22 protein-coding genes and 2 pseudogenes are annotated in these 21,858 nt (G+C 60.0%); 9 read left to right on the forward strand and 15 right to left on the reverse strand.

The genetic code is table 11. The features are described 5' to 3' along the window. Positions 1-136 precede the first annotated feature (136 nt). The 4 genes from DVH23_RS17935 (at position 137) to DVH23_RS17955 (ending at position 3,281) form a co-directional block, all read left to right on the forward strand. A complete protein-coding gene (locus tag DVH23_RS17935) occupies positions 137-814 on the forward strand; it encodes a helix-turn-helix domain-containing protein (RefSeq protein ID WP_114578791.1) in 678 nt (225 codons plus the stop codon). Between the two features lie 686 nt (positions 815-1,500). After that, complete coding sequence (locus DVH23_RS17945; protein WP_114578793.1) at positions 1,501-1,668, forward strand: DUF1931 domain-containing protein; 168 nt, start codon at positions 1,501-1,503, stop codon at positions 1,666-1,668. A 186-nt stretch (positions 1,669-1,854) separates the two neighbouring features. Then, complete coding sequence (locus DVH23_RS17950; protein WP_198667988.1) at positions 1,855-2,247, forward strand: SHOCT domain-containing protein; 393 nt, start codon at positions 1,855-1,857, stop codon at positions 2,245-2,247. A 512-nt stretch (positions 2,248-2,759) separates the two neighbouring features. Next, a complete protein-coding gene (locus DVH23_RS17955) occupies positions 2,760-3,281 on the forward strand; it encodes a hypothetical protein (RefSeq protein WP_114578795.1) in 522 nt (173 codons plus the stop codon). 239 nt (positions 3,282-3,520) lie between these two features. Here the strand turns inward: DVH23_RS17955 and DVH23_RS17960 are convergent, their stop codons facing one another. The 11 genes and pseudogenes from DVH23_RS17960 to DVH23_RS18005 all read right to left on the reverse strand — a co-directional run bounded on the left by DVH23_RS17960 (position 3,521) and on the right by DVH23_RS18005 (position 10,702). Next, a complete protein-coding gene (locus DVH23_RS17960; RefSeq protein ID WP_114578796.1) occupies positions 3,521-4,192 on the reverse strand; it encodes a hypothetical protein in 672 nt (223 codons plus the stop codon). A gap of 41 nt (positions 4,193-4,233) precedes the next feature. Beyond that, the gene (locus DVH23_RS17965) at positions 4,234-5,478 is read right to left on the reverse strand and encodes a DUF58 domain-containing protein (protein WP_114578797.1); all 1,245 of its coding nucleotides are present in this window, start codon (positions 5,476-5,478) and stop codon (positions 4,234-4,236) included. After that, positions 5,475-5,933 (reverse strand): hypothetical protein, encoded by a 459-nt coding sequence (locus DVH23_RS17970; protein WP_232833816.1) that lies wholly within the window; start codon positions 5,931-5,933, stop codon positions 5,475-5,477. The genes DVH23_RS17965 and DVH23_RS17970 overlap by 4 nt, the downstream gene beginning before the upstream one ends. A gap of 98 nt (positions 5,934-6,031) precedes the next feature. Next, positions 6,032-6,709 carry a DUF4129 domain-containing protein gene (locus tag DVH23_RS17975; protein WP_157972480.1) on the reverse strand — a complete coding sequence of 226 codons (678 nt, stop codon included), beginning with the start codon at positions 6,707-6,709 and terminating at the stop codon, positions 6,032-6,034. Between the two features lie 189 nt (positions 6,710-6,898). Further along, positions 6,899-7,693 carry a hypothetical protein gene (locus DVH23_RS17980; protein WP_114578800.1) on the reverse strand — a complete coding sequence of 265 codons (795 nt, stop codon included), beginning with the start codon at positions 7,691-7,693 and terminating at the stop codon, positions 6,899-6,901. A 147-nt stretch (positions 7,694-7,840) separates the two neighbouring features. Next, positions 7,841-8,194, reverse strand: a complete 354-nt coding sequence (locus DVH23_RS17985; RefSeq protein ID WP_114578801.1) for a hypothetical protein — start codon at positions 8,192-8,194, stop codon at positions 7,841-7,843. 109 nt (positions 8,195-8,303) lie between these two features. Beyond that, positions 8,304-8,753, reverse strand: coding sequence for a hypothetical protein (locus DVH23_RS17990; RefSeq protein WP_114578802.1), 450 nt, complete (start codon positions 8,751-8,753; stop codon positions 8,304-8,306). 378 nt (positions 8,754-9,131) lie between these two features. After that, positions 9,132-9,341, reverse strand: coding sequence for a hypothetical protein (locus tag DVH23_RS17995; protein ID WP_114578803.1), 210 nt, complete (start codon positions 9,339-9,341; stop codon positions 9,132-9,134). 382 nt (positions 9,342-9,723) lie between these two features. Next, positions 9,724-9,921 carry a hypothetical protein gene (locus tag DVH23_RS23770; protein WP_157972481.1) on the reverse strand — a complete coding sequence of 66 codons (198 nt, stop codon included), beginning with the start codon at positions 9,919-9,921 and terminating at the stop codon, positions 9,724-9,726. A gap of 83 nt (positions 9,922-10,004) precedes the next feature. After that, positions 10,005-10,307 (reverse strand): annotated as a pseudogene (locus tag DVH23_RS18000) (hypothetical protein); the annotation flags it as partial. A gap of 161 nt (positions 10,308-10,468) precedes the next feature. Then, a complete protein-coding gene (locus DVH23_RS18005) occupies positions 10,469-10,702 on the reverse strand; it encodes a hypothetical protein (protein ID WP_114578841.1) in 234 nt (77 codons plus the stop codon). A 106-nt stretch (positions 10,703-10,808) separates the two neighbouring features. On the opposite strand from DVH23_RS18005, the gene DVH23_RS18010 reads away from it, so the two are divergent. Continuing rightward, positions 10,809-11,723 (forward strand): transcription initiation factor IIB family protein, encoded by a 915-nt coding sequence (locus DVH23_RS18010; RefSeq protein WP_198667989.1) that lies wholly within the window; start codon positions 10,809-10,811, stop codon positions 11,721-11,723. A 221-nt stretch (positions 11,724-11,944) separates the two neighbouring features. Here DVH23_RS18010 and DVH23_RS24675 read toward each other — a convergent pair. The 3 genes and pseudogenes from DVH23_RS24675 to DVH23_RS24370 form a co-directional block, all read right to left on the reverse strand. Then, positions 11,945-12,301: pseudogene (locus DVH23_RS24675) on the reverse strand (helix-turn-helix transcriptional regulator); the annotation flags it as partial. A gap of 470 nt (positions 12,302-12,771) precedes the next feature. Continuing rightward, on the reverse strand, positions 12,772-13,770 hold the full coding sequence (locus DVH23_RS18020; protein ID WP_114578805.1) for a hypothetical protein: 999 nt from the start codon (positions 13,768-13,770) through the stop codon (positions 12,772-12,774). 355 nt (positions 13,771-14,125) lie between these two features. Next, on the reverse strand, positions 14,126-14,605 hold the full coding sequence (locus DVH23_RS24370) for a hypothetical protein (protein WP_198667990.1): 480 nt from the start codon (positions 14,603-14,605) through the stop codon (positions 14,126-14,128). A 419-nt stretch (positions 14,606-15,024) separates the two neighbouring features. Here DVH23_RS24370 and DVH23_RS18030 point away from each other — a divergent pair, with 419 nt between their 5' ends. After that, positions 15,025-16,428 carry an IS701 family transposase gene (locus tag DVH23_RS18030; RefSeq protein WP_114578806.1) on the forward strand — a complete coding sequence of 468 codons (1,404 nt, stop codon included), beginning with the start codon at positions 15,025-15,027 and terminating at the stop codon, positions 16,426-16,428. 223 nt (positions 16,429-16,651) lie between these two features. On the opposite strand, the gene DVH23_RS18035 is transcribed toward DVH23_RS18030, so the two are convergent. Further along, positions 16,652-17,635: an ABC transporter permease gene (locus DVH23_RS18035; RefSeq protein ID WP_114578807.1), complete on the reverse strand. Its 984-nt coding sequence runs from the start codon at positions 17,633-17,635 to the stop codon at positions 16,652-16,654. Positions 17,636-17,793: 158 nt separating this feature from the next. On the opposite strand from DVH23_RS18035, the gene DVH23_RS18040 reads away from it, so the two are divergent. Genes DVH23_RS18040 through DVH23_RS18050 form a run of 3 tightly spaced genes read left to right on the forward strand, consistent with a single transcriptional unit; the run spans position 17,794 to position 21,342 of the window. After that, complete coding sequence (locus tag DVH23_RS18040) at positions 17,794-19,035, forward strand: ABC transporter permease (RefSeq protein WP_114578808.1); 1,242 nt, start codon at positions 17,794-17,796, stop codon at positions 19,033-19,035. Continuing rightward, positions 19,032-20,111 carry an ABC transporter ATP-binding protein gene (locus DVH23_RS18045; protein WP_114578809.1) on the forward strand — a complete coding sequence of 360 codons (1,080 nt, stop codon included), beginning with the start codon at positions 19,032-19,034 and terminating at the stop codon, positions 20,109-20,111. The genes DVH23_RS18040 and DVH23_RS18045 overlap by 4 nt, the downstream gene beginning before the upstream one ends. Next, positions 20,104-21,342: an oligopeptide/dipeptide ABC transporter ATP-binding protein gene (locus DVH23_RS18050; protein ID WP_114578810.1), complete on the forward strand. Its 1,239-nt coding sequence runs from the start codon at positions 20,104-20,106 to the stop codon at positions 21,340-21,342. The genes DVH23_RS18045 and DVH23_RS18050 overlap by 8 nt, the downstream gene beginning before the upstream one ends. Positions 21,343-21,858 lie beyond the last annotated feature (516 nt).

Raw genomic sequence — 21,858 nt, forward strand, 5'->3', positions numbered from 1 at the left:
GCCGCGCAGTGTCGGCCCGGAACCTATCCGTTCCAACCATGACCTATACCCAGCTAGTCGATAGTGGCGGTGTGTCGCTCGTGTATCGGGCGCCCGGTCGAACGGACGGGTCCGATCGGATAGGGTGTGAGGCGGCATGACGACCGTCACCGAACTCACCCTCACTTCCGATGAGGTTGCACTCGCCGAGACGTTCGAGGCGTTGCCCGACCTTGAGGTCCGGATCAAAAGTATCGTCGCCGAAGGATCCCAGGAAGCGATGCCACTGGTCTGGATCGCCGGCGAACCGAGGGCTGCAATCGAGGATGCGCTTGCCGACGATTCGTCGGTCACGGCGTTCGATCGCCTCCTCGAGGACTCCGAGCCTGATGAGAGCCTCTACCGGATCGAGTACGCCACAGGAGTCAGCAACATGTGCTCGGCGATCTTCTCGAACGAGGGGACGATCCTCGACGCCCAGTGTTCGGCTGCCAACTGGACGTTCCGCCTCTTGTTCCCCGAGCGAGATCTCCTCGCGGAGGCCGTGGACGAGCTCGAAGAGCAGGGGATCACCGTCGACATCACGCGGATGGTCGAGGCCGGTCGGAGCGCCGACCTAGAGGAAACCGCAGCACTCACCGACGCTCAAGAAACGGCAATCAACGAAGCCTACGATCGGGGCTACTACGACGTCCCACGTCGAATCTCGCTGGAGGATCTCGCAGCCGAGCTCGACATCTCCCACCAGGCGCTCTCCGAGCGCCTCCGGCGGGCGAACAAGGTCCTCGCCAGCGAACAGATCGGCCAGCCCAGTCAGGACGGGATCGCTCATTAACGCGTAGGGCTCTGCTGACAACCGAGTGGTTCCGAACTGATCTCTTTGCTGGTCTTCGGCGACGGTTAGAGGCAAATCACAGAGATACGGGATCGTATCGGAGGCGGATCGCCATGTCCTTCTCTCATCGGTCATCCCACGACCTTCTCCTATGGTATGACGACGTCGAAATCAGCCGGTGAATCCCCATACCCGATCGTGGCTCGTTCGACCCAGAACTCGGCGTGGGGTTGGACTTCGAGGATCGCTTTCCATTCCCCATCGGGACCATCATGCGGGACCGCGCTGATACGGCGGCCGGTCTGGTCGTCGTCTCGCTCGTCCCACAACGACCACTCCATCAGGATCCACGGCTCGTCGTCATCCGCAGTGTCAGACGGAGGGTCATCCACACTTTTGGTTTGAGCGCCAGCGGGGAGAACGTAATGCCTGTACCTGCCAAAGGAGGTCGTCTTGTTTCGGAAGTCCGTCGGCAATGTACTGCGGGAGCGTCGAGGGGGCGGTGAGTGGGGCCATTGGCCTTGTGCAACAATTTTACGGGAGATGCGCAGCCAATTGTTGCACAAGGCGGCGGTGTACTTGCTTCTTCGTTCTGTGATCGCCAGTTGAGGATTGTCTGTACGTTGGTTCCAACGTTCACAAGCCGAAGACTACTTCTCAGAGCAATATGTACTGTTGAGTGTCGTATGGCAGATCTCATCGTCAAATCGGCAGTGAAAGAACAGCTCGACGACCGAAATGTAGCAGCCGACTTCTACGACACCCTCGATGAGGAGGTCACGGAGTTGCTCGAGGATGCTGCTCAGCGGGCCGAAGACAACGACCGGAAAACCGTTCAGGCCCGAGATCTGTAGATCGGCCGACCGGAGGTAGCAGACTGACTTCTTTTAGCTGGCTGTGGGGCTGAAACAGCTGTTATATTCAGGTGAAGCACCTATTGGCATTTCGTTGATGTATTGACACAGATTTGTCCATACGAATTCCAATACGTATTGTCATTCACTAGGGTTTTTATTAGAGGGAAGCGATGAAGAATGTGAATGTACAATCCTTCCAAAATTGCCCTTTTTGCTGCATCTCTTGGGCTTCCTTTAATTCTTGTAGCGGCTATTCTGGGCTCAATTACTGCTGCAGGACTCCTAACTATATTTACTGTTTTGTTTGCTGCTATTATGGCAATAGCGACCCAACTCAGTTCGAATCAGTCACAAATAAAATCCAATGATGCTTTCTCCACCGACTCTTCTCAATCAGATGCTACAGATCCATTTGAGGAGCTTCAAGATCAATATGCAGAAGGAGAACTCACAGAAACAGAGTTTGAACAACGTGTAGAAACCTTACTTGAGACGGAGCACGGGTACTTCCCTGCTGATCACAAAGTAGACTCCAAAGAGAGCGAAGAACGAGAACCTGAAGTCGAGCGAGAGTGATCTCTGCTATTTCCCAGTGTTCTGTTCGCCTTGATGTAACCCGTCAGTTGGATCACGCCGATCGGACCACCATTCGTTACGTCTCGTAGTTGGTCGTACAAGCCACATCTTGCTTTGGTCACAATGACACGAGAGCGTCATTGTTACCTTGGCGCGTCCGAGCCAGTGGGTTGTAGCAGTTCGGGCATTGATACAGAGTACTTCCGTACTTGTCTATAGACACCAATTGTTGGCTTCGTGAGTAGCCGCGCCCGCAATCCGGACAGCCAAAAATCACGGCCATGGATATCAATTCCGTCCTGGTCGTCCTATAGTTCTTTCTCTAAGATGATCTGTACGTCATGAGTATTTTACAGACAGTGGTACGATGAACAGCGCGTTACATACAGAGAGTCGACAAAACGGGAACATGGCACCTATCTATCTCCGGGACGATCAATATCGCAGTTCCACCCACCCGGTTAATTATATTTCAGTAACAACTAAATGGGGGTTAAGATTTGTTGTTTAATATGCCTCTTACACCGTACCATCTCGGAATTGGTATATTTCTTGGCGTCGCACTCTTCCGCTGGCTTGATTTCCCGACCCTCTGCATTGGGACGATGATTGTGGATCTAAGGGCGATCGCGATCTATTTCGGTCCGTTTGCTGGGAATCTTCACGGCCCTCTCCATACAATGCTTGGTGGCACACTCTTAGCGGGCGTATTTGCTGTCGCTATGTTCAAGACCAAACCAATATGGAACCGAATCGGCGCACCATTTGGCCTTGCACAGAAGCCAACTTTGTATCACATTGCTGCTGGGAGTCTTGTTGGCATCTATAGCCATCTCATTCTCGATGCGATCATGCATGCAGACATGCAACCGTTCTACCCACTATCTGGAAATCCTCTGCTTGGACTGATGTATCTTTCTGAGGTCTATATTATCTGCGTTGCCGGATTTCTGTTCGGTGGACTCCTTTACATCACTCATTTATACAGGTGGAAGAAGGGGGGATTTCATACAAATTACTATAGTGACAAATAGGCAATCTTATTTCGCCTCCGTAGTGAAGCCGGTGCTTATCCTGATGCGGGAGGTGAAGATAATAAGTGGGATCAATGGATTGCAGACCGTTCTATGACACCGTTTGGATAAAACACAACGGTCAGTTCGCACCTTAATGTAACGATGGACAGGATCGGCCCTATCTACGGTTCGAGAGGGTTGTTAGCTTGTGAGATGGTGGTCTCCCGTGTTCGTTCGCGGTGGTGTCCAAGGCGACATTAGCCCGGATCGGGAACCGAGGACAGGACGAGAACAAGCGCAGTCGCCGCGGCGAGCAAGAGGGCGAGACCGATAACAGACGGACTCTCGATCGGAACTCGAGTGGCGATCATCGCGACCGCGACGCCCGTGAACCCGATGGCGCCGGTCGTCGCGACCCCCATCAACTCGACGGGCACCGTCCCGGCATCGGTCCCGATCCGCCGACCGAGTGTGATCGCCCGGTCCGCGGTGTCCCAGGCCACTACCACGAGTGCCACCGCAGCAACCGGCTGCCAGGTTGCCTGTTCGGCGACAGTTGCGTTCGCGACGGTGGCGAGGAAAACCAGCGTCAGCCCCGCGAGGGAGAGAGCCCGTGCCGCTGATCCCGATACGAAGTGGACCCCGAACGCGAGGAAGAGTAGTCCGATACCGGATGAGAGGGCAGGGAGCAGGATCACCAGCGGTGGTGAGAGCGCGATTGCTCCGGTGAGTGCCGCAAGTGCGACGACGACGCCGGAGACTGAGAGCCCTCGCCCGACGAGCGGGTGGCCACGTCGACCGAAGGCGACCCCGAGCGGAAGAAACGCAACTCCAATAGCGACAAGCACCAATGGCGCGGTCCCCAGAGATCCCGACGAGCCTGCGAGGGAAGCACCGATCGCCATCGCAAGTGCGAGGGTGGCTCCCACGGTCGTCGGTCGGCTCTTTCCCGGATGATCGGGGAGATGAATCATTCCTTCATCCCCGCACGGATCGCCCGTTTGAGTGGTGTCTCAAGATCCCAATCAACGACCGTTATCCACGACCGCCGGAGCGCGTCGATCCGGTTGTCTCGCTCGAGGCGAGCGATCGACTGGCCATACGACCCCTCCCCAGTCACATCAGGTGAAACGACCGTGACCCGGTGGCCTGCCTCTTGTAGCGCACGGGCAGTCTCAGCTGATCTGCGATCGATCAACGGAGACAGGAAGACGACATCGGTGCCGCTCTCCAAGTGCGAGCGGAGGAGGGAGGTGTTTGTCTCGCCGTCACCGCTGCGATTGGTTTCAGGCGGCGAGAGCGGAACCGACTCGAGGGCCCGCCGGATCGTCGCTGCGTGGCGCTGCCCGGCGTCGGGTGCAATCCAGTCAGTCGTGGGGCCCGAGACCACGAGCCCGATTCGGTCGCCGGCGGCCGTTGCGACCGCGAGCAGTTCGCGTGCTGCAGCGCGTTCGTAGAAGACCGCGTGAGGATCGTTCTCACCCGGGGAGCGGTAGCAACTGGCCCGAGCGTCGAGGGCGAGGACGACTGTCCGGCGTCGGTCCTCCCGGAAGCTGATGGTGGTCAGCTCTCGGTCCTTAGCGTAGCGGTTCCAATCGATTCGCCCCGGCGGGTCGCCTGGTCGGTAGGCGCGAGTCTTCGAGAACTCGGTTCCTTCTCCGTTGGCGACCGCTTCAGTCGCACCTCGGTGTCGGGGCAATCGAGGGAACGGGAGGCTCCGAACCGGCGAACGACAGGCGAGGTCTGCCTCCACGGAGATATCAATCTCTACAACTTGGCCAGCACTTGTGTCTCGGCAGACAACCGAAGCCGGCTCGAAGCGATGAACGCCGTGGGCCGCGACTACCGTGTAGGAGTAGGTTGCCTCCGCATTAGGAGGGAGCACTGTTGCGTGTCTGGCTGTCCCCTCCACGACCGGGAGCATCGGCGCTACGCCGTCGGCGACCCGCACGTCGGGGAGCGTCCGCTCGCCCGCGTTTCGGAGGGTAACCGTGACCTCGACCTCTTGACCGTGGGCGGGGGTGTCCGGGTCAAACGTCCGGTCGATATCGATGGTCGGCTCAGGTACCCGCGCGACGCGGGAGTAGGCCGCGAGCGTAACGGGCGGGATCGCGGCATATAGCAACACTGACTCCTCGAATAAGACGCCCGTAGCGCTCGCGAGCAGGGCAACGACGAGAGCAACGTTCCACCGTGGATCCCGCCAGGGGCTCACTGCCGATCCGCCCCCGTCTCGCTCTCCTCGAGGATCGCCTGCGCGGCCCGGCGGGCCCGACGGGGAAAGAGAAGATGGTCGAGAACCGACTCCGATTCCGAGCGGACGAAACCCGCAGCAACCCGGTCATCGGTCCAACTTCCCACCTCGATCTGGGCTTTGGCGTCGGCCGCCGAGCAGTCCGCTGTCCGGACGAGCGTCCGGATAGCCGTGTGCTGAAGACGGGACCTGACTTGGCGACGTCGGCTCCGCGGGATGGGCAGCCAGAGCCGTCGGTCGAGGACCATGAGATCGTCGCCCGGTGTGTCCGTCAGCGGGACGCGCTCGGGGGGACGGGTGGTCTTCCCTGCTGATCCGCCACTAAGGAAGGTGAAGGGAGCGAGGAGGGAGGCGATCACAAATGCCGCGGTGAAGAATCCGACCAAGAGCGTGTCGTCAGCCCACGGCCATCCCACCACTCCCTCGGATGGAATAATCAGGACAACAAGCCCGGCAGCGAGCGAGAGAAGCCCAATCCCGAGAAGGAATCGTCGGGCGCAGTCGGTCAGATCCGTCACTCCTGCTCACCCTCAAGGCGCTCCAAATCGCGGTTCGCTCGACGACGGTGCTCGGGAGTCTCGTCCATTCCGCCGTACCGAACCTCTCGGAATAGGGAAGTGAGGTCAGCGATAGCGTCGTCGTCGAATTCGCCCCCGGAAGCTTCCTCGGCCCACTCGGCTGGTGTCCGTGCAGTCGGGCAGTCGGGATCGGCGGCCGCGGTCATGGCAAGCCAGGCTTCAGCGACGCCGGGATCGGGGTCAGCGGGCGGCCATTCCTCGGCTGTTGATTTCGAGGAGGCATCTGCCTCCCATCCTCGCCCTACGAGACGGTTGGAGAGGGTCGCGGAGACTGGGAGCCGGTAGGCGGCGACGACAAGGGCCCCGAGGACGAGCCCCGCAATCAGAAGGGCAGCGAACGAGGGCAGCAAGGGGAGGACGGCCTCGAGAAGGGCAGCGAGTGGAGAGCTAATAGCGGACGCGGTCGGTTCGAAATCGATACCAAGCAGTTCCAGAAGTGCGATCACGAGCGCGAAGAGGACAGAAACGAGCGGGCCTCCGCTGTCGGCGTCTCCCTCGACCGGCACCTCGTAGGGCGATGCGATAGGGGTCGTCTCGAGGACCGGTGCGACGAGAGCGAGGACAAGGACCGCGAGCAAGGCAGTAACCGTTGGGAGGGTGCGGCCTGAATCCATCATCTCGCCGTTTTGTCCGGGCTCACAAAAATGTAGTTCAATCGGAAGAAGGGTGACAACCGGTGTATTCGCGGGTGGCCATAGAGGGCAGTCCCCGATCGTCTCGCGGCGCGATCGTACATCCGCTCATAGCGATATATCTGATCGAGTGGTACCCGACGCTGAAGCCCCCTCTGTCAGCAAACCAGCTTACGGTGACCACCGGTTGAATGTCGATTGCGAATCAGTAGGCTCGATCGGGCAGAGAAACCGCCACTTGTAGTGTTCGCGGATCGGCTTTTGGTCGCGGTTCCCTGCCTGGGACGGCTTCGTCCATCCGGTACAGATCCAGCCCTTGTCCCGAAGCGCTCGGATCATCGCTCCCTCGTAGTCCGCGCGAAGGAACGTGAGCAGGTAGCGTACATCGTCCTCGCAAGCCTTACTTTGCACGAACCGCTCTTGACTCCGAGCGAGGGTCGCACTCGCGAGATTCGCCATTCGAACGCCGAGACAGATCCGCGCGGCCTCGACGATCGTCTCGCCGGAGACAACTTCGGTGGTCGCGACGTCGGCGGCGCTCACAGTGGGGATGATCCGCCGAGAAGTGGCTCGCAACTCGGGTGGGAGTCGTTCGATATCGGAGTCCGTGATCGGCTCGGGAAGCACTTCGCCGTCAGGACCGAAGTGCAGTCGCTTTTTCGAGAGCAACGGATACCGATAAGTGATCGCGCCCATCAACTCGTTCTGGTAGTAGAGGCCGTGATGGGCAAGATTCACGGACGGGAGGCTGTCCATATAGGCATGGTGGGCATCATAGATCGTCGCGGCCTGTTGGCGCGTGATCGGCTCGGCACTCACCCGGTCGGCAAAGGACAATCCGAGTGGAGCGGTGAACGGTTCGCGCTCACGATCGCGATGGATCGGACAGGAGCATCCCGATCCGTCTCCTGTGTCGAGGCAGTGGTGGAACTGTTCGACCGAGTGCTGGCTGGTTGGTTCTGACATGAGTGAATCTCTCCAGAATCGGTATCTCGAGGACTCTCACCCGCGCTCGCACGGCTCTCAGAGTGCGTGAACAACACCAACAGGACGTGCGAGCACTGGGAGTCTCGAACCATGGCCGGCAGTCCGTCTGCTGGTCCCCCGGTCGAGTCACCTGAGAGTGGCCCACAAAACCAGCCCGATCCCGACACCGCACAGCAGCAGTCCGATCGCGTGGACAATCCCCGGCAGAACCCAGAACTGGCCGTCAAGCACTACGCTGACCAAGAGCGTTTCCTCTCCAAGCATCCCAGAGAGCCGCCCGAACTCTCCAAACGAGCTGCCTAGTGGCGAGAAGATGTGCCAGGCTGTCAGTACATCGCCGCCGCTGTACTGGGCGACAATAGATCCTCCCAATGCAGCCACTCCGCCGAGTACGATCCATATATATCCGACGCTGAACGGGTAGGTGATGGCATACTCGAGGTCGTTCCGAACACCGTCGAGGAGTGGGATTCCAGCCATTGGGGTCTCGTATTCGGCTGTTCGACGGGTTCGAGAAAAACTATTGTGGCTCTCAAATCACTGTCTCGTCTTCGATGGCCGACTCTGCGTGGACCGCTCTCACTCTCTCTCACCAGTCAGTGAGCGGGCGTTGCTCGTCCGAACCGCCAGTCTCCGCTTCCTCGTGTCCGCTCCTTGTGTTCCCAGCGTTGTCGCCTAACGTGGTGGTGTCCTTCTCCTCGGCATCTGTCTCTGGGTCAGCGGTCGCTTTGGCGTAGTGGAGATCGTCGGGGAGCAGTTCGCGCGCTCGCTCGAACGCGGCAGCTCCGGTTTCGAACGACTTCCCACCGACAACTTCCGCGGGGAGTTCGATACTGGCCGTCTCGTCTCCAGTCGAGACTGTGCGAAATACTTTGAGCACGGTCCACACCCCGTTATCGATGTGTATCTCCAGGAGGGGATGCTCGGGACTGGACCTGGCCCCGCCCGTACTCGCTTCGCCTTTCCAGACGACGAACGGTGCGTCTTCGGGCTGGAACTCGTCGGGAGCGCCTCTTGTCCCAGTGTGACTCAAGTTCATTGGGCTCAGTTCTGTAGGGGCCGAAACCGACACCACCGCCGTCGCTCACCGGGGGAGCGGGCAGAACGGCGGATCCCTGAAATCTCTTCGCTCTTGGGTAGACTGGCGGAATATCCTGTTAACAACCCACAATCACTCACATGTTATCGGCTGACCACTCGAAGACCGGTTCTTCCGATAAGGTGTCCTTGCGAGAGGCCACCCCTCGTGAGTGGAAACGCTGTCGCGTCGGCGGCGATCCACCGCCGACAGCGACTGCCCAGAGCTACTCATCGGCTTCATCGGTTCTTCGAGACTGTCCGGGCACCGATCAAGCGGTTTAGCACGTACTGGATGAAGTCGTGCGGTCACTGATGTAATCGACTGATAGTATGTTGATTAGCTGATGGAGACCTCATAGTAGTTCGTGTACTTCACGAGATCACACTCCTGAAGTTCATCTACAACTGAACGATCGACAGAAGCATCAGTCGATTCTGTAAGGGTAGGGAACTCTTCTTTTGCATCTTCTCCTAGCTCGTCATAGTGGCAAACGCGGGAATCAGTAGGAACATCTTCTACTGCATTGAGTATAATTTGCGATGTCATGGCAGTCTTTATCACTCGCAACCTTTTCAATATTTTCGCGATGATAATCTATGACTATCATAATTGCTCTTCCGCAATCTGGCGAACAGGGTGTATAACCGGGGGAGACGACCGGTCTCCCTCAGCTAAAACGGCGTCTCAAGCCGTAATATGGAAGTATTTGTTGTATGTTACCACATCATTTCGCTACGTTGAGCAAGAGCGAACCACGAACTTTGGGTTATGTCTGCTGAGAATCATTGTATGACACGCTCTACTAGGATGTGGCGGCTGGTTCAGTGCAGTTTCTCTTCGAGGTGTCTCGGTCCTCACCTCCTCCGCAGCGAACGAACGCGCGTCTTCGACTTCACTCTCGTGACTAATCGAGGTTAGGTCCGGCCACTCACTCGTTCGCAGGCCGATACAGACACCGCTCGCATTCGAGGACCTGCTGGCCGTCGACGTCGGCACATCCGGCCATCGTCGCTGCGCCACACCGCGGACAGGGATCACCGTGGGTGAGGCCGCCGATGACCGGCGGCGCGGGTGACCGTGCGGCGAGTGCCACAACGCGGGTTTGCGCGTCTGGACGCAGATTCATGATCTCTCACCGCCGTCGGTTACTCGCTTGCCGGTCTGCGTCTCACTCTTGCCCACACTCTCTCGCTCACGCTCAGGCTCGATTTCCTCGAAGAGGAACCGTGCGCTGGCGTCCTCGCCTGTCAGTGTCTGTTGATCGTCGGCCGTATCCGCGAACAACGACGATTGGTCGCTGTCATCGCCTGCCGACTCGCGCACTTCGATGCGGTCGTCGACGCCGAACTCGCTGGCAGTGGGTCGATCGAGACGCGACTCTTGGTCGCGATGGCTGACGTCGGCGCCGAAATCCTCGAGGGAGGTCTCGACGCTTTCCTCGGTCAGTTCGAGGTCACCATCGTCGGTGAACGCTGCCTGATGCTGGATCGTGATCTCTGGTCGATTTGCCATCTGTGAACCCCTCTACCCCTCTCTGAGGGAAAACGACACCATTGGGCGACGCCGTTTGCTGGAGCCTTGTGCAACATTGTTGGCGGCCTCCGCTCGCTGTTGCACAAGGGGACGAAACCCAGCCGATTCGCTGGGACAGCCGAGACGAGCTGTGAGATCACTTACGGTTCGTCTTCTTCGCGCAGTTCTTCGGCACGCCGGGCAAGCTGTTTGAGAACGGGGAGCCGCTGCTGGTGTTGGTTTTCGTAGGCGACACACGCATGGAGTGTCTCCATGTCGGTGATCGTCGCGATCCCTGCATCGATCAGTCGCACGCTCGGCGCTTCCAGGCGCTTTGCGGGCGGGAATTCGTCGTCAGACGCTTCGGTAGTGGATTGGGTCGGATCCTCGCTCATCTCGAATCTCCTTCAGCTCTTCGTGAGGTCGAACAACGCCACTGGTCGTTGCTTGTCACCATCGGAGATATTTTCTCTTTCCGCAGTCGTAGGACGAACCCCCCACATGAACGACCAGCAGGAAAGCGCCCTCGATCACCTCCTGACGACACTCGACGTCGCAGAGAGCGAGGCCCAACTAGCCCGTGCGCTCTCTCACCGGGCGTTCGATGCGGAGCTTCACCATGGCCGGGGCGGCACTACTACCATTGCGAGCGCCGTCTATACCGCTTCACGGCAAGCTGGGCAGCCGATTTCGCTTGACGAGGTTGCTGACGCCGCCGGAGTGGACCGATCCGAGCTCGGGCGCACCTACAAGCAGCTCGTTCGCGAGTTCGATCTTGACGTCGAACCGGCTGATCCACACAAGTTCGTCAGGCGATTCGGCGATCAACTCGATCTTGGCGAGTCCACCATGAGTGCCGCCCATAACGTCGTCGACGCGGCGAGCGAGACTGGCACCCGGTCGGGGCACTCACCCATCGGAACTGCGGCCGGCGCGCTATATCTCGCGGGACTGGTCACCGGCGAGCACGTCCTTCAACGCGAGGTCGTCGAGGCGGTCGAAGTGACTCCGGTGACGCTTCGGAACCGGTATCAGGAGCAAGCAATGCTTGTGGGGATCGACCGTCGGAGGTGGTCGCCCCCGCTTGCATCCTCGTTCGATGCATCGGGGCTCTCGACCGAGGCGATCAACGAGCAACTGGATCGGTTCGCGATTCTCGATCTCGCCGAGGATTTGTTCGCCTCTCGCGCCTGCTGCACCATCTGTGAGCGGACGGGCAAGTACGGGCATCTCCTTCGCAACCACTACACCCAGCGGATCGAGCGCGAGCAGTGCTGCTACGAAACGGCAGCTGAACTCACCGAGCAGTTGGACGGATTCGAGGTCGTTGAACTGGATGAGCAAATTCACAACACGCGCGTCCGCTGCATGCACTGTGGGAAGGAAGGCCCATATCACCAGCTGAGTGATCACTGAGCTCGGGGCGTCGGTGACGAGCCAACCCGCGTCGAATCATAGCGACTGCTCACCACGCTGCAAACTTGCCGTTTCAGGGCCGGTCCGGGGCCGTCTCTTTGAGGCCGCCTTTGAACTCCCTATGCCATTGTCTTCGGAGAAGCTAGCTCCTCAATCCTGACGCAGTGATCGCTTCCATTACCGATTTTCAATAAAGAAAGGTGACGGGAATTATGTCTCGATTAGCGGTTTCGAGTTGACGTCTCTTGTTCGAGTTGCAGAAGCCATTGAGAAAAGACACTACTTTGTGGATCAACGACATCTGAATCGATGAACGGCGAAATTTCATTACCGGCCATTAACAGGGAGAAATCGCGGTCTTTCGCTGGCAACTCCAACAGATATGTATTGTGTCCGTTGTAGACAGACTCATGACGTTGAACGAGCCCCTTCTCTTCTAATGAGATTGCAATCCGTGTCCCAGTTCTACTACTGACATCAAGCTCTTTCCAGAGTTCGCTCTGGTAGAGCGTTCCGGTTTCACCGATCAACGCAAGTGCTCGTTGTTCCTGGGTTGTAAGGTCACCTTCTGTGGGGCTCGGCTGATGATTATGGTCCGCCTCGGTAGTCGCGTTTTCTCGGGTTCGCTTTTCTGGCGTGGAATCAGAATCTGACGTACTAGGAGGAGCTTGTTCAGTAGGTGTTAAGAGATAGGTTACGCGGCCTTCATACACCGTCTGTTCACGGTCAATAAGGCCCTTGTCGGCGAGTGAAGAAGCAAGACGGCTTCCCTTTCTGCTGGACGCATCTAACGCTTTCCAGAGCTCGCTTTGGACCATTTCTCCTGCTGAGACGATTTGCTTATACGCCTGTTCTTCATCAGCAGAAAGTTCCATCTGCACAGACATGATATGTAATATTGGCCCTCAGTACACAAGTCTGTTTATATCTAGCTAAACCGCTGAATTTCTGAGTGAATTGGGGGTGTAAAGGCGATTCACCTGTAAAGAGAAAAACTATGCGGAAGAGCCTGCAATGTTCTCCGTTTTGGTTTTGTCCCAAATTCCCTTTACAGCGAGTGCGTATCGGCCGGTTCGCTATCGAGATCCGAACCGTGTCGGTGCGACTGGCACCGCGTGCATTTCCAGATCGGTGTGTCGTCGAACTCGGGGTGGGGAACCGCTTGGACGCCATCGAACGTATGCCGCGTAGACTCGCCACACTCTCGACAGGCGAGCGTTCGGCGGGTACGCCCTTCCCGAGACGGGTCGGCGGGATCGGACCGGACGACATGTTCGAGGGCGATTGCGGGGACGATCCAGGTTTGGCCCGAGTCGTCGCTAGCGTCGGTCGTATCCCACTCGAGGCGGGTCCGCTCGAGCGATCCTCCAGCGATCAACTCGCCGACTTCCTCAATGTCGGTGATCGGTTCGCCGTCGGCGTCGAACAGGACGGGATCGAGCGTCGGGCGGTTGTCCTCGGTATTGCCGTCTTTGGCCAGAAGATAGTCGTGGCCGGCGTTCTGTCGGATCGTGTCGAGTTGGCGCTGGCCGGCGGTCGATTTGACCTGGGCAGCAGCGGGCAGCTGGCCCCACTCGCGAGCGAACCGATCGGCGAGATCATCGTCAAGGTGGGCGACGAGTTCGCACTCGTCGATCGACGTGGTCGACGGAGCGGACGAGTGATCGGCGATATCCTCGAAGACGGTTTGGGCGATGCAGACCGCGTTAGCTTCGTTGCTGGCGTCGACGAGGACGTGAATCAGGCCTCTGACTTCACGGCTCGTGTCGGACTCGCCAGGGGTGTCATCGTAGTCGAGGTCGTTCGTGAGGCAGAAGTCGCATTTCGTGCGACCAGGATCGAGCGGGGTACCACACTTACAGCGGTCCTCAGTCGGTTCGTCACTGCCACGTGAGTCCGGTCCAGGAGTATCCGGGTAGCCTATCTGGTCGTCCTCACCGCGTTCGTAGCTGCCATCATCGACAGCGCTCGAGTGAGTTGGATCGGGTTCGATTCGGCCTTCGCCTTCGGGATTGAACTCCCAGCGGTCGTCGTCGTAGTAGCTCATAGTATATGTTGAGTATCGTGTTACCGCCTAATTAATCTCTGGGAAGCACAGTGAAAGTAAAGAAGCGTAACCAGGGTGTGGTGAGCCTGGAGAACGTTTCCCCACGGCCGAGGCAGTCTCTGGTATGGGGAGTAACGCACCAGTGTGACACTGCGCAACTGGTCAGTGCGACCAATTTGCACGCATGTAAAACGGAAGACATTTATTCAAGGTATCAACACAATAATGATGGGTTCTGGATTGCCCCCTCTGGCCCGGAACCCGATTGTCAGAGGCACACCGCCCCGCTTTTGCGTCGGCCACCACCGTTTTTCGCTGGGTCTTGCAGCGGCGTCCTCTCGAGGAAGGGGCTGAGTCAGTCATCATCGAAGGACGAAAGAGTCTGCTGGCTGCTCGAATGTGTGGTTGCGTTAGCGTTCGTGTTCGTGTTCGCCTGCCGGGTGCGTTGTGATCCCACAGGGGGCAGCCCCTCATCACCGAGTGAGCAGGGAAGTTCGAGGAGAGCGTCGGGATCGAGCGTCTCCACCTCATCAGGCGTGGCTTCGATCGTCACCGCGTCGGTATCGAAGGGGACGTCCTCGGGGGCGGTCGAACCGGCGCAGATGACGGCGTTGTCCGTTTTGCACGGACATTTCGTGTAGCCTGCCTCGTAGGCGGCGTTGATCCGATCCGCGTGTGGAGTGCGGACACGATGGCCGCTGGGTCGCTGGCACTTTCGCCCGGGTACTGCTCCACAGTCTGGACACTCGACGGCAAGCACTGGATGGTAGGGCTGTCCGACTCCACAGTCTTCGCACGTTACAGCTGCTTTCACAGGGTCAATGTCTGATGCCATCGGTCTCGGCCCTCGAGACCGTCGAACAACACACTGTAGCCGAACTGGCTTCGCGAGAAGACAACCAGTTAGTCAGTGGATGAGTCAATCCAGCTGCTGAGATTGGCTTGCGTGACCGCTTTGTCACCCTGTTCAACGGCGAGCCGATCGCTTGCAGTTTCGGACGTGTCGGTGGGGCTCGTGGCTGGATCCGCATCGGACTTGTCTTGGAAGGCGGTGTCGGGCCAGGGGACGGTCTCGGGGTCGACTTCGCGAATCTGGCCGCCACAAATTGTGTGCTCTGTTTGCCATGCGCGTCGTTTTTCTAGTCGAAGGGAGTCGCCACAGACGACCACTCCATCGAGATTAAAGAAACCGCTCTTGCCTGTACTTCTGCGGTTAAACGGCGGGGCTATCTCCCTACGTGACCTACCAGCGGTATGAGTGCTGTTTCCTACAGGAGCCACACGCCGAAGATCGATATACGTCGGTTTCTTGCGCCCCTCAGGGACGCGTTCACGACGCGTCCCGATGGGCTCTCTTGGCCACGAGCAGCAAACACCTGGCGTGTCGCACCAGCCTATGTTGAGGGGTTGATTCGGCCAGGGAGTCACAAAACGCTTCGTGGTATCGGGAAGCGACTCAATATCAACGAACACAGGATCCGCCGGTTCATCAGTGAAAGTCCCTGGGAACACGATGCTGTCCAAGATCACCTCAACAAACACATCCCAGAGACGATCGCATCGCCTCGAGCGATGCTGATCGTCGATGATGTTGATATCCTCAAAGACGGTCACGACAGCGTCGGTGTCAAACCACAGTACGCCGGCTCGCTTGGCAAAGTCACCTCCTGCCAGGTCGGCGTTGATTGCGTTCTCGCTGTCTCCGGTGATCACTACAATGCCGATCAACTCACCTGGCCGCTTGGCTGTGAAATCTACCTCCCACGAAACTGGGCGACAAATGATGAGTTCGAGGAACGCCGCCGTGACTGCGGCGTTCCTCATGACCTCTCATTCCGGACGAAACCACAGATCGCACTCGAACTTCTCGCACGTGCACGGGAGGCGTCGGTCCCCCACGCCTGCGTGGGGGCCGACTCCGGCTATGGTGAGCTTCGGTCCTTTCGCAAGCAACTCCGTGATTGGAACGAACCGTACATCCTCGGCGTCGGACCCAAGGACATGCATGTCATCCCTGAGTCAACGCCGATCGAGTACCCTGAGGATACCTCTGGCATCGGGCGTCCTCCCAGTGAACCTCGTTATCCGTCGGATGTGACTCCGCAATCTCCGAAGGAGATTGCTGAGAGCCTCACTGACGACGACTGGACCACAGTGACATGGGCAGAAGGCACGAAAGAACCGCTCTCCGGGCAGTTCTTTCGAACGCGAGTGCGCGTAGTCAAGCGTGTCAGAAAACGGCGCATCTCTGAAGAAACCGGCTGGCTGCTCATCGAAGAGGCTGAAGACAAGCTCCGTGCATGGCTGTGTTGGGAACTGGACGACTGGTCCATCGAGGAATTGGCTGCCTATGCCCATCTTCGGTGGGCGATCGAGCAGTTCCATAAAGACGCCAAGCAAGTGCTGGGACTCGATCAGTTCGAAGGCCGCTCCTGGAAAGGATGGCATCACCACGTAACGATCGTGCTGCTGACGTATGCGTTCATTGCGGCCGAGCGTGCCGCGCAGGGTGCGGCCGCTCGGCCACCCCCATTCCCTGCTGTCGCCAGGGCTCTCGTCTACGAAATGGCGACACAGATCGCGGAATCTGAAGGACTGGAACGGCTGAAAGCACAGGAGGTCGCAGAGGCAATGGTGAAAGGACTGACCGACTGGTGATTAAACCGCAGAAGTACAGTTGCTCAACCTAGCGAAATGATGTGCTAACATACAACAATCCCTGCCATATTATGGCTTGAGACGCCGTTTTAGCTGAGGAAGACCGGTCGTCGCCCCCGGTTATACACCCTGTTCGCCAGATTGCGGAAGAGCGATCCCGGAAGTAGTGTGCGGCATGGCCAAACGCTTTCGTACTCATTACTCCGGCGGCGGAGCGGGCGGCTTACCGTCGGCTGCCGGTATCGACACGGGGATCGAGCGCGCTATAGGAGAGATCCTGGAGGACGTTTCCGACGACGCCGGTGGCGACGACGACTACCGAACAGCCCATCACGACGGGCAGGTCGCTGGCCCAAACGGCGTTGTACAACAGGTAGCCCAGGCCGGGGATGCCGAAGACGGCCTCAATCACGAGTACCGAAATCGCGACTAGCGCCAGCGTCTCGGTGAACACGAGCGATACCAGCGGGATCGCCGCGTTCCGGAGGAGATGTCTAGCGACGGTGACTCGTCCGCCACCTTTCGCCCGGACCAATTTCATGAAATCGGTCCCGCTATATCGCAACGCGTACGCCCGGGCGTAGCTGACGACCGCCGCAAGCAGCGTCGTCGCCACCAGCACTGGAGGGAGCACGTACTCGTAGCCAACGGGGAGGGCGAGCGGTCGGATCCGGTTTACGTCCATGTCCCACCCGAACCCGATCCCGAGGCCGGCGGCAGCGAGAACGACCGTTCCGAGCCAGAAGTTCGGCAGCCCGAGCAGCAGGTACGAGAGGGTCCGGGCGGCCCGCCCCCGGTTCGAGCGGTCGTACAGCGCGGCATAGAGTCCGACAAGGAGTCCCAGCCCCGCGGCCAGCACGATCGCCGGAACCACGTAGGCTCCCGTTCGAACGGTCGCCTCCATCACCGTCGGCAACACGGCCTGGCCGGTCTCGAAGGACTCGCCCCACCGAAGCGTGAACATGCTCCCCATCCAGTCGGCGTACTGCTCGGCGAGCGGGCGGTCCATCCCCCGATCGGCGAGATACTCGCTTCGCGTTCGCTCTAGCATTTCGGGAGTGGCCCCGCCGCGAGCCTCCCCAGCGAGGATCCGATCCAACAGCCAGTCCTCGGTCGCGGCGAACAGGAGGAAGAGCCCCGAGAGGAGCGTCCAGATTGCGACCAGCCCAAGGACGACCCGCTGGACGAGCAGACGAAGGAGGCTCATGGCCGCTCACCGCCGGACCCGGAGGGCACGCCAGCCAGTAGGACCAAAAATTGTTTAAAACTTGTCCCGGTAACGTGGGCCGTCCGACGACTCGCTACCCATTACGCGCTCGGCCTGATCTCTTCGAGGTATCCGGCCGACCCCTCCCATAGACGGCAATGACTGACTCCCCATCCGCTCCCGGACCGAACCCGGATTCCGACTCCCGCTCGTCTGACACGGCCGCCTTCGAGCGGGTCGACTGGGACTCGATCGAGCCCTCGAAACGCTGGCTGACCGAAGAGCGGGTCGCACTCGCTGTCGGACTGACACTTCTCGGGGTCGTCTATCTCTCCCATCGGGCGAGCGACGAGGCCTACCTCCTCTGGCGCTGGAGCGTCGGGCCCGCCGACTGGCTGTTATTGCTGTCGGCGGTGGGGCTGGCCGCCTACGGGCTGGTCCCCTTGATCCGGGACCGGGGGCAGGTCCGGCGGCTCCTCGTGAGCCTCTCCCGGCGACCGATGATCGTCCTCTCGCTTTTCGTTCTGGTCACCGTCCTCGGTATGGCGTTGTACGCGATCGTTTCGGGCTTTCAGCCCCGGCTGACCCTGGAAAGCGGGACTCCCGGGGCCAATAAGTTCCAGCCGCCGGTCGGGTTCATGAGCCCGTTCATCGAGACGGGCAACGACTGCGTCGGCGCTACAACCGACGCGCCGATCACCGAGCGGGCCTGTCAGGGCACCTGGACCCACCCGCTTGGAACCGACCGCTGGGGGTACGAGCTGACGGATCTCCTGGTCGTGGGTGCCCGACCGGTCCTCTACGCGACCGTCGTCGCCCTTGGGGCGATTGTTCCGCTTTCGACCGCCGTCGGCCTCGTGGCTGGCTACTACGGTGGGCTCCCCGACGACCTCCTGATGGCCTACGTCGACGTCCAGCTCGCGGTCCCCGCAATCGTGATCTACCTGGTCGTGTATATGTTCCTTGGGAACTCCTTGCTCTTGCTCTTGGTCGTGTTCGGCCTGCTCTCGTGGGGCGGGATCGCCCGGATTGTCCGCAGTGAGACCCTCCAGCGCCGGGAGGCGGGACACGTCCGCTCGGCTAAGGCCGCCGGCGCCTCCGACGCCTACCTCATCAGACGCCACCTCCTCCCGAACGTTACCGACAGCGCCGTTCCCGCGGCCTTCCACCTGATCGCGGTTCTCGTGCTCAGCGAGGCGGCGCTTTCATTCCTCGGCTTTCACGTCGCCTTCCAGTCGTGGGGGATGACGATCGCCGAGGGGCTGTTCTACGGGCCACCGCTCGCCGTCTGGTGGACCTCATTGTTGCCCGCCGCTGCCCTTGCGGTGACAGTAGTTTCAATCAAGGCCGTCGGCGACGGGCTCCGGGACGCACTCGACCCCCACGAGGACCGAACATGACAGGACCAGATCGACGCCACGACATGGGCACCAACCCTGACGACCCACTCCTTTCGATCGAGGAGCTCCGGACCCACATTCGAACCCAGGGAGAGACAGTCCGCGCCGTAGACGGCGTCAGCTTCGACGTCGCCTCGGGAGAGACTGTCTGTCTCGTCGGCGAGTCCGGTTCCGGAAAGAGCGTCACTTGCGAGTCGCTGACGGGGATCGTCCCCCGACCGCCCGCGGAGATCGTCCGCGGCTCGATTTCCTTCGACGGCCTCCCGCTTGCCGATCTCCCCGAGTCCGACCTTTGCCAGATCAGGGGCGACCGCATCGCCCACGTCTTCCAGAACCCCCAGAGTGCGCTCGATCCCGTCTACACCGTTGGCGACCAAGTCGTCGAGGCGATCAAGCTCCACCGCGACGTCGGCTCCGATGTGGCCCGCGAGCGCGCGATCGACCACCTCCGGCGGGTCGGCATCCCGAGGGCCGAGGAACGCGTCGACGACTATCCGCACAAGTTCTCCGGCGGGATGCGCCAGCGGGTCGCGATCGCAATCGCACTGGCGCCCGACCCCGACCTGCTGATTGCCGACGAGCCGACGACCGCTGTCGACGTCACCGTCCAGGCCCAGTTGATCGAACTGCTTCGGGACCTGACTGGCAGCGGGCTCTCTATTCTGCTCGTCACCCACGATCTGCGGGTAGTCGCCTCACTCGCGGACCGGGTACTGGTGATGTACGGCGGCACGATCGTTGAACGCGGTCCCGTCGAGGAGCTGTTCGACAACCCAGCCCATCCCTACACCCGGGCGCTGTTCGAGAGCTACGACGGCATCGCCCGCGAGGAGCGCTCGGTCCGCGGCGAGATCCCCTCCGATGGCTGCCGGTTTCGCCGAGAGTGTCCCTACTCAATCGAGGCCTGTGCCGGGGACGGCCAACCGGAGTTCTATCCGATCGGCGGCCGCCAGTCCCACCGCGCCTCGTGTGTCTACTACGCTCCCGAGCGGGACCCGACGCCGATCGTCGAAGACGGCCGCGGGAACTCGCTCGCGGAGATCGAAACCGAAACCAGGGGTAGTGATGATGACTGACGACCCCTTGCTCGCAGTCTCCGATCTCGAGATCCACTACTCGATCACGGAGGGGATCCTCCGGCGGGAGGTTGGCCGTGTTCGGGCAGTAGACGGCGTGAGCTTCGATATTCGGTCAGGCGAGGCATTCGGGCTGGTCGGCGAGTCAGGCTCCGGAAAGACGACGACCGCGCTCTCGACGCTCGGACTCGAAGAACCGACAGGCGGGGAGGTCCGGTTCGACGGCGAGGCCGTCGGCGACCTGTCCGGTGACGATCTCCGTAGGTTCCGTCGGCGAGCCCAGCTGATCGTCCAAGACCCCAACGAGGCGTTCAGTCCGCGGATGCGCGTCGGACGGGCGGTCGCCGAACCCCTCACCCTCCACGGAATGAACGACGCAGACCGCCGCCGCGCGATCGTCGAGGACACCCTAAAGCGGGTGGGACTCGAAGCCTCCGATGCGGATCGGTACCCCCACGAGTTCTCCGGTGGGGAGAAACAGCGGATCGCGCTCGCACGGGCGTTGGTTCCCAACCCCGACCTGATCGTCGCCGACGAACCCACGAGCGCCTTGGACGGCCGGGTCCAATCGGACGTCCTCTCGTTGCTTTCGGACGTTCAACGAGAGTTCAATATGGCCATTCTTTTCATCAGTCACGACATCGACGTCGTCCGCCGGTTCTGTGACTGCGTCGCCGTGATGTACGCCGGCGAGGTTGTCGAACGCGGCCCGATCGACGCCGTCCTCGAAGAGCCCGCCCACCCCTACACCCGGGTGCTATTGGGATCAGTTCCCAAGCTCGACCCCGCGGACCGGGAACTCGCCCGGCCGCTGACCGACACGGTCCCCGACCCCTCTGATCCGCCCTCGGGCTGTCGGTTCCACACCCGCTGTCCAGAGTACATCTCGTCGGAGGGCGTGGACCTCCCCCGAGAAATCTGGCAGGCCCTCGTCGCCTTCCGGTTTACCCTCCAAACCGGCGAACTTCCGGCGGGGCTCGACGGTGTGACCATCCGGGAGCGTTTCGATCTCCCGGAAACCATCCCCGAGAACGACGTCGACCGGTGCGTCAGTGAAGCGATCGACCGCCTTGAGGACGGTAACCGCGAGGCCGCAGCTGACCGCCTCGCCGAGGCGACTGCAAGCATCTGCGAACGGGAGTCGCCCGAGGCCGTCGCCGACGGCCGTCCTGTTGCCTGCCATCGCTACGATCCGGGCGTCGAGGCCGACCCCAGCGACCGGTCGCGATAGCTCGGCTGCTTCCCGTGGGTCGGGGCCGCTGCAAATAGTTCCCTGACGCCGACATTCACTTGCGTTACCTTCTTGATCCGACGCTCTTGCTCAACGTAGCGAAATGATGTGGTAACATACAACAAATACTGCCATATTACGGCTTGAGACGCCGTTTTAGCTGAGGGAGACCGGTCGTCTCCCCCGGTTATACACCCTGTTCGCCAGATTGCGGAAGAGCGAAGCGGGTTGGGATGCCGGCGCAATCGGACCGGAGGCCCTCGCACCCGGCGTCGATCTATGCGGCTGTGTGTTTAATCGGTGGCCAAGTCGTCGAGAATGATGTAGTCATACTGTGACCAGCGTGTATCCCCGTGTTTCTGCAACTCTTCGAGCCATTCCTGGTTTACCTGATCCACGTCTCATAGGGTCGGTCATAACGATTTTCCGGTGATCGATCGACCCGTTCTGGCGCTCATCGGTAAAGGATTACAACCGACCCTATCAGTTGTACTCCGTGAGGAGTTCCCGGCGCTG

The sequence above is a fragment of the Saliphagus sp. LR7 genome (assembly GCF_003344565.1).
Classification (GTDB): domain Archaea; phylum Halobacteriota; class Halobacteria; order Halobacteriales; family Natrialbaceae; genus Saliphagus; species Saliphagus infecundisoli.

Excerpts from the sequence above, each read along its gene's own strand:
- DVH23_RS18030 (WP_114578806.1), top strand. The coding sequence starts at position 15,025 with ATGAGTGCTGTTTCCTACAGGAGCCACACGCCGAAGATCGATATACGT.
- DVH23_RS18005 (WP_114578841.1), bottom strand. The coding sequence starts at position 10,702 with ATGAGCGAGGATCCGACCCAATCCACTACCGAAGCGTCTGACGACGAA.
- DVH23_RS23770 (WP_157972481.1), bottom strand. The coding sequence starts at position 9,921 with ATGAATCTGCGTCCAGACGCGCAAACCCGCGTTGTGGCACTCGCCGCA.
- DVH23_RS17935 (WP_114578791.1), top strand. The coding sequence starts at position 137 with ATGACGACCGTCACCGAACTCACCCTCACTTCCGATGAGGTTGCACTC.
- DVH23_RS17990 (WP_114578802.1), bottom strand. The coding sequence starts at position 8,753 with ATGAACTTGAGTCACACTGGGACAAGAGGCGCTCCCGACGAGTTCCAG.
- DVH23_RS18035 (WP_114578807.1), bottom strand. The coding sequence starts at position 17,635 with ATGAGCCTCCTTCGTCTGCTCGTCCAGCGGGTCGTCCTTGGGCTGGTC.
- DVH23_RS18020 (WP_114578805.1), bottom strand. The coding sequence starts at position 13,770 with ATGAGCTACTACGACGACGACCGCTGGGAGTTCAATCCCGAAGGCGAA.
- DVH23_RS18010 (WP_198667989.1), top strand. The coding sequence starts at position 10,809 with ATGAACGACCAGCAGGAAAGCGCCCTCGATCACCTCCTGACGACACTC.
- DVH23_RS17985 (WP_114578801.1), bottom strand. The coding sequence starts at position 8,194 with ATGGCTGGAATCCCACTCCTCGACGGTGTTCGGAACGACCTCGAGTAT.
- DVH23_RS17945 (WP_114578793.1), top strand. The coding sequence starts at position 1,501 with ATGGCAGATCTCATCGTCAAATCGGCAGTGAAAGAACAGCTCGACGAC.
- DVH23_RS18050 (WP_114578810.1), top strand. The coding sequence starts at position 20,104 with ATGACTGACGACCCCTTGCTCGCAGTCTCCGATCTCGAGATCCACTAC.
- DVH23_RS17995 (WP_114578803.1), bottom strand. The coding sequence starts at position 9,341 with ATGACATCGCAAATTATACTCAATGCAGTAGAAGATGTTCCTACTGAT.
- DVH23_RS17980 (WP_114578800.1), bottom strand. The coding sequence starts at position 7,693 with ATGTCAGAACCAACCAGCCAGCACTCGGTCGAACAGTTCCACCACTGC.
- DVH23_RS18040 (WP_114578808.1), top strand. The coding sequence starts at position 17,794 with ATGACTGACTCCCCATCCGCTCCCGGACCGAACCCGGATTCCGACTCC.
- DVH23_RS17950 (WP_198667988.1), top strand. The coding sequence starts at position 1,855 with ATGTACAATCCTTCCAAAATTGCCCTTTTTGCTGCATCTCTTGGGCTT.
- DVH23_RS18045 (WP_114578809.1), top strand. The coding sequence starts at position 19,032 with ATGACAGGACCAGATCGACGCCACGACATGGGCACCAACCCTGACGAC.
- DVH23_RS24370 (WP_198667990.1), bottom strand. The coding sequence starts at position 14,605 with ATGGCATCAGACATTGACCCTGTGAAAGCAGCTGTAACGTGCGAAGAC.
- DVH23_RS17975 (WP_157972480.1), bottom strand. The coding sequence starts at position 6,709 with ATGGATTCAGGCCGCACCCTCCCAACGGTTACTGCCTTGCTCGCGGTC.
- DVH23_RS17955 (WP_114578795.1), top strand. The coding sequence starts at position 2,760 with ATGCCTCTTACACCGTACCATCTCGGAATTGGTATATTTCTTGGCGTC.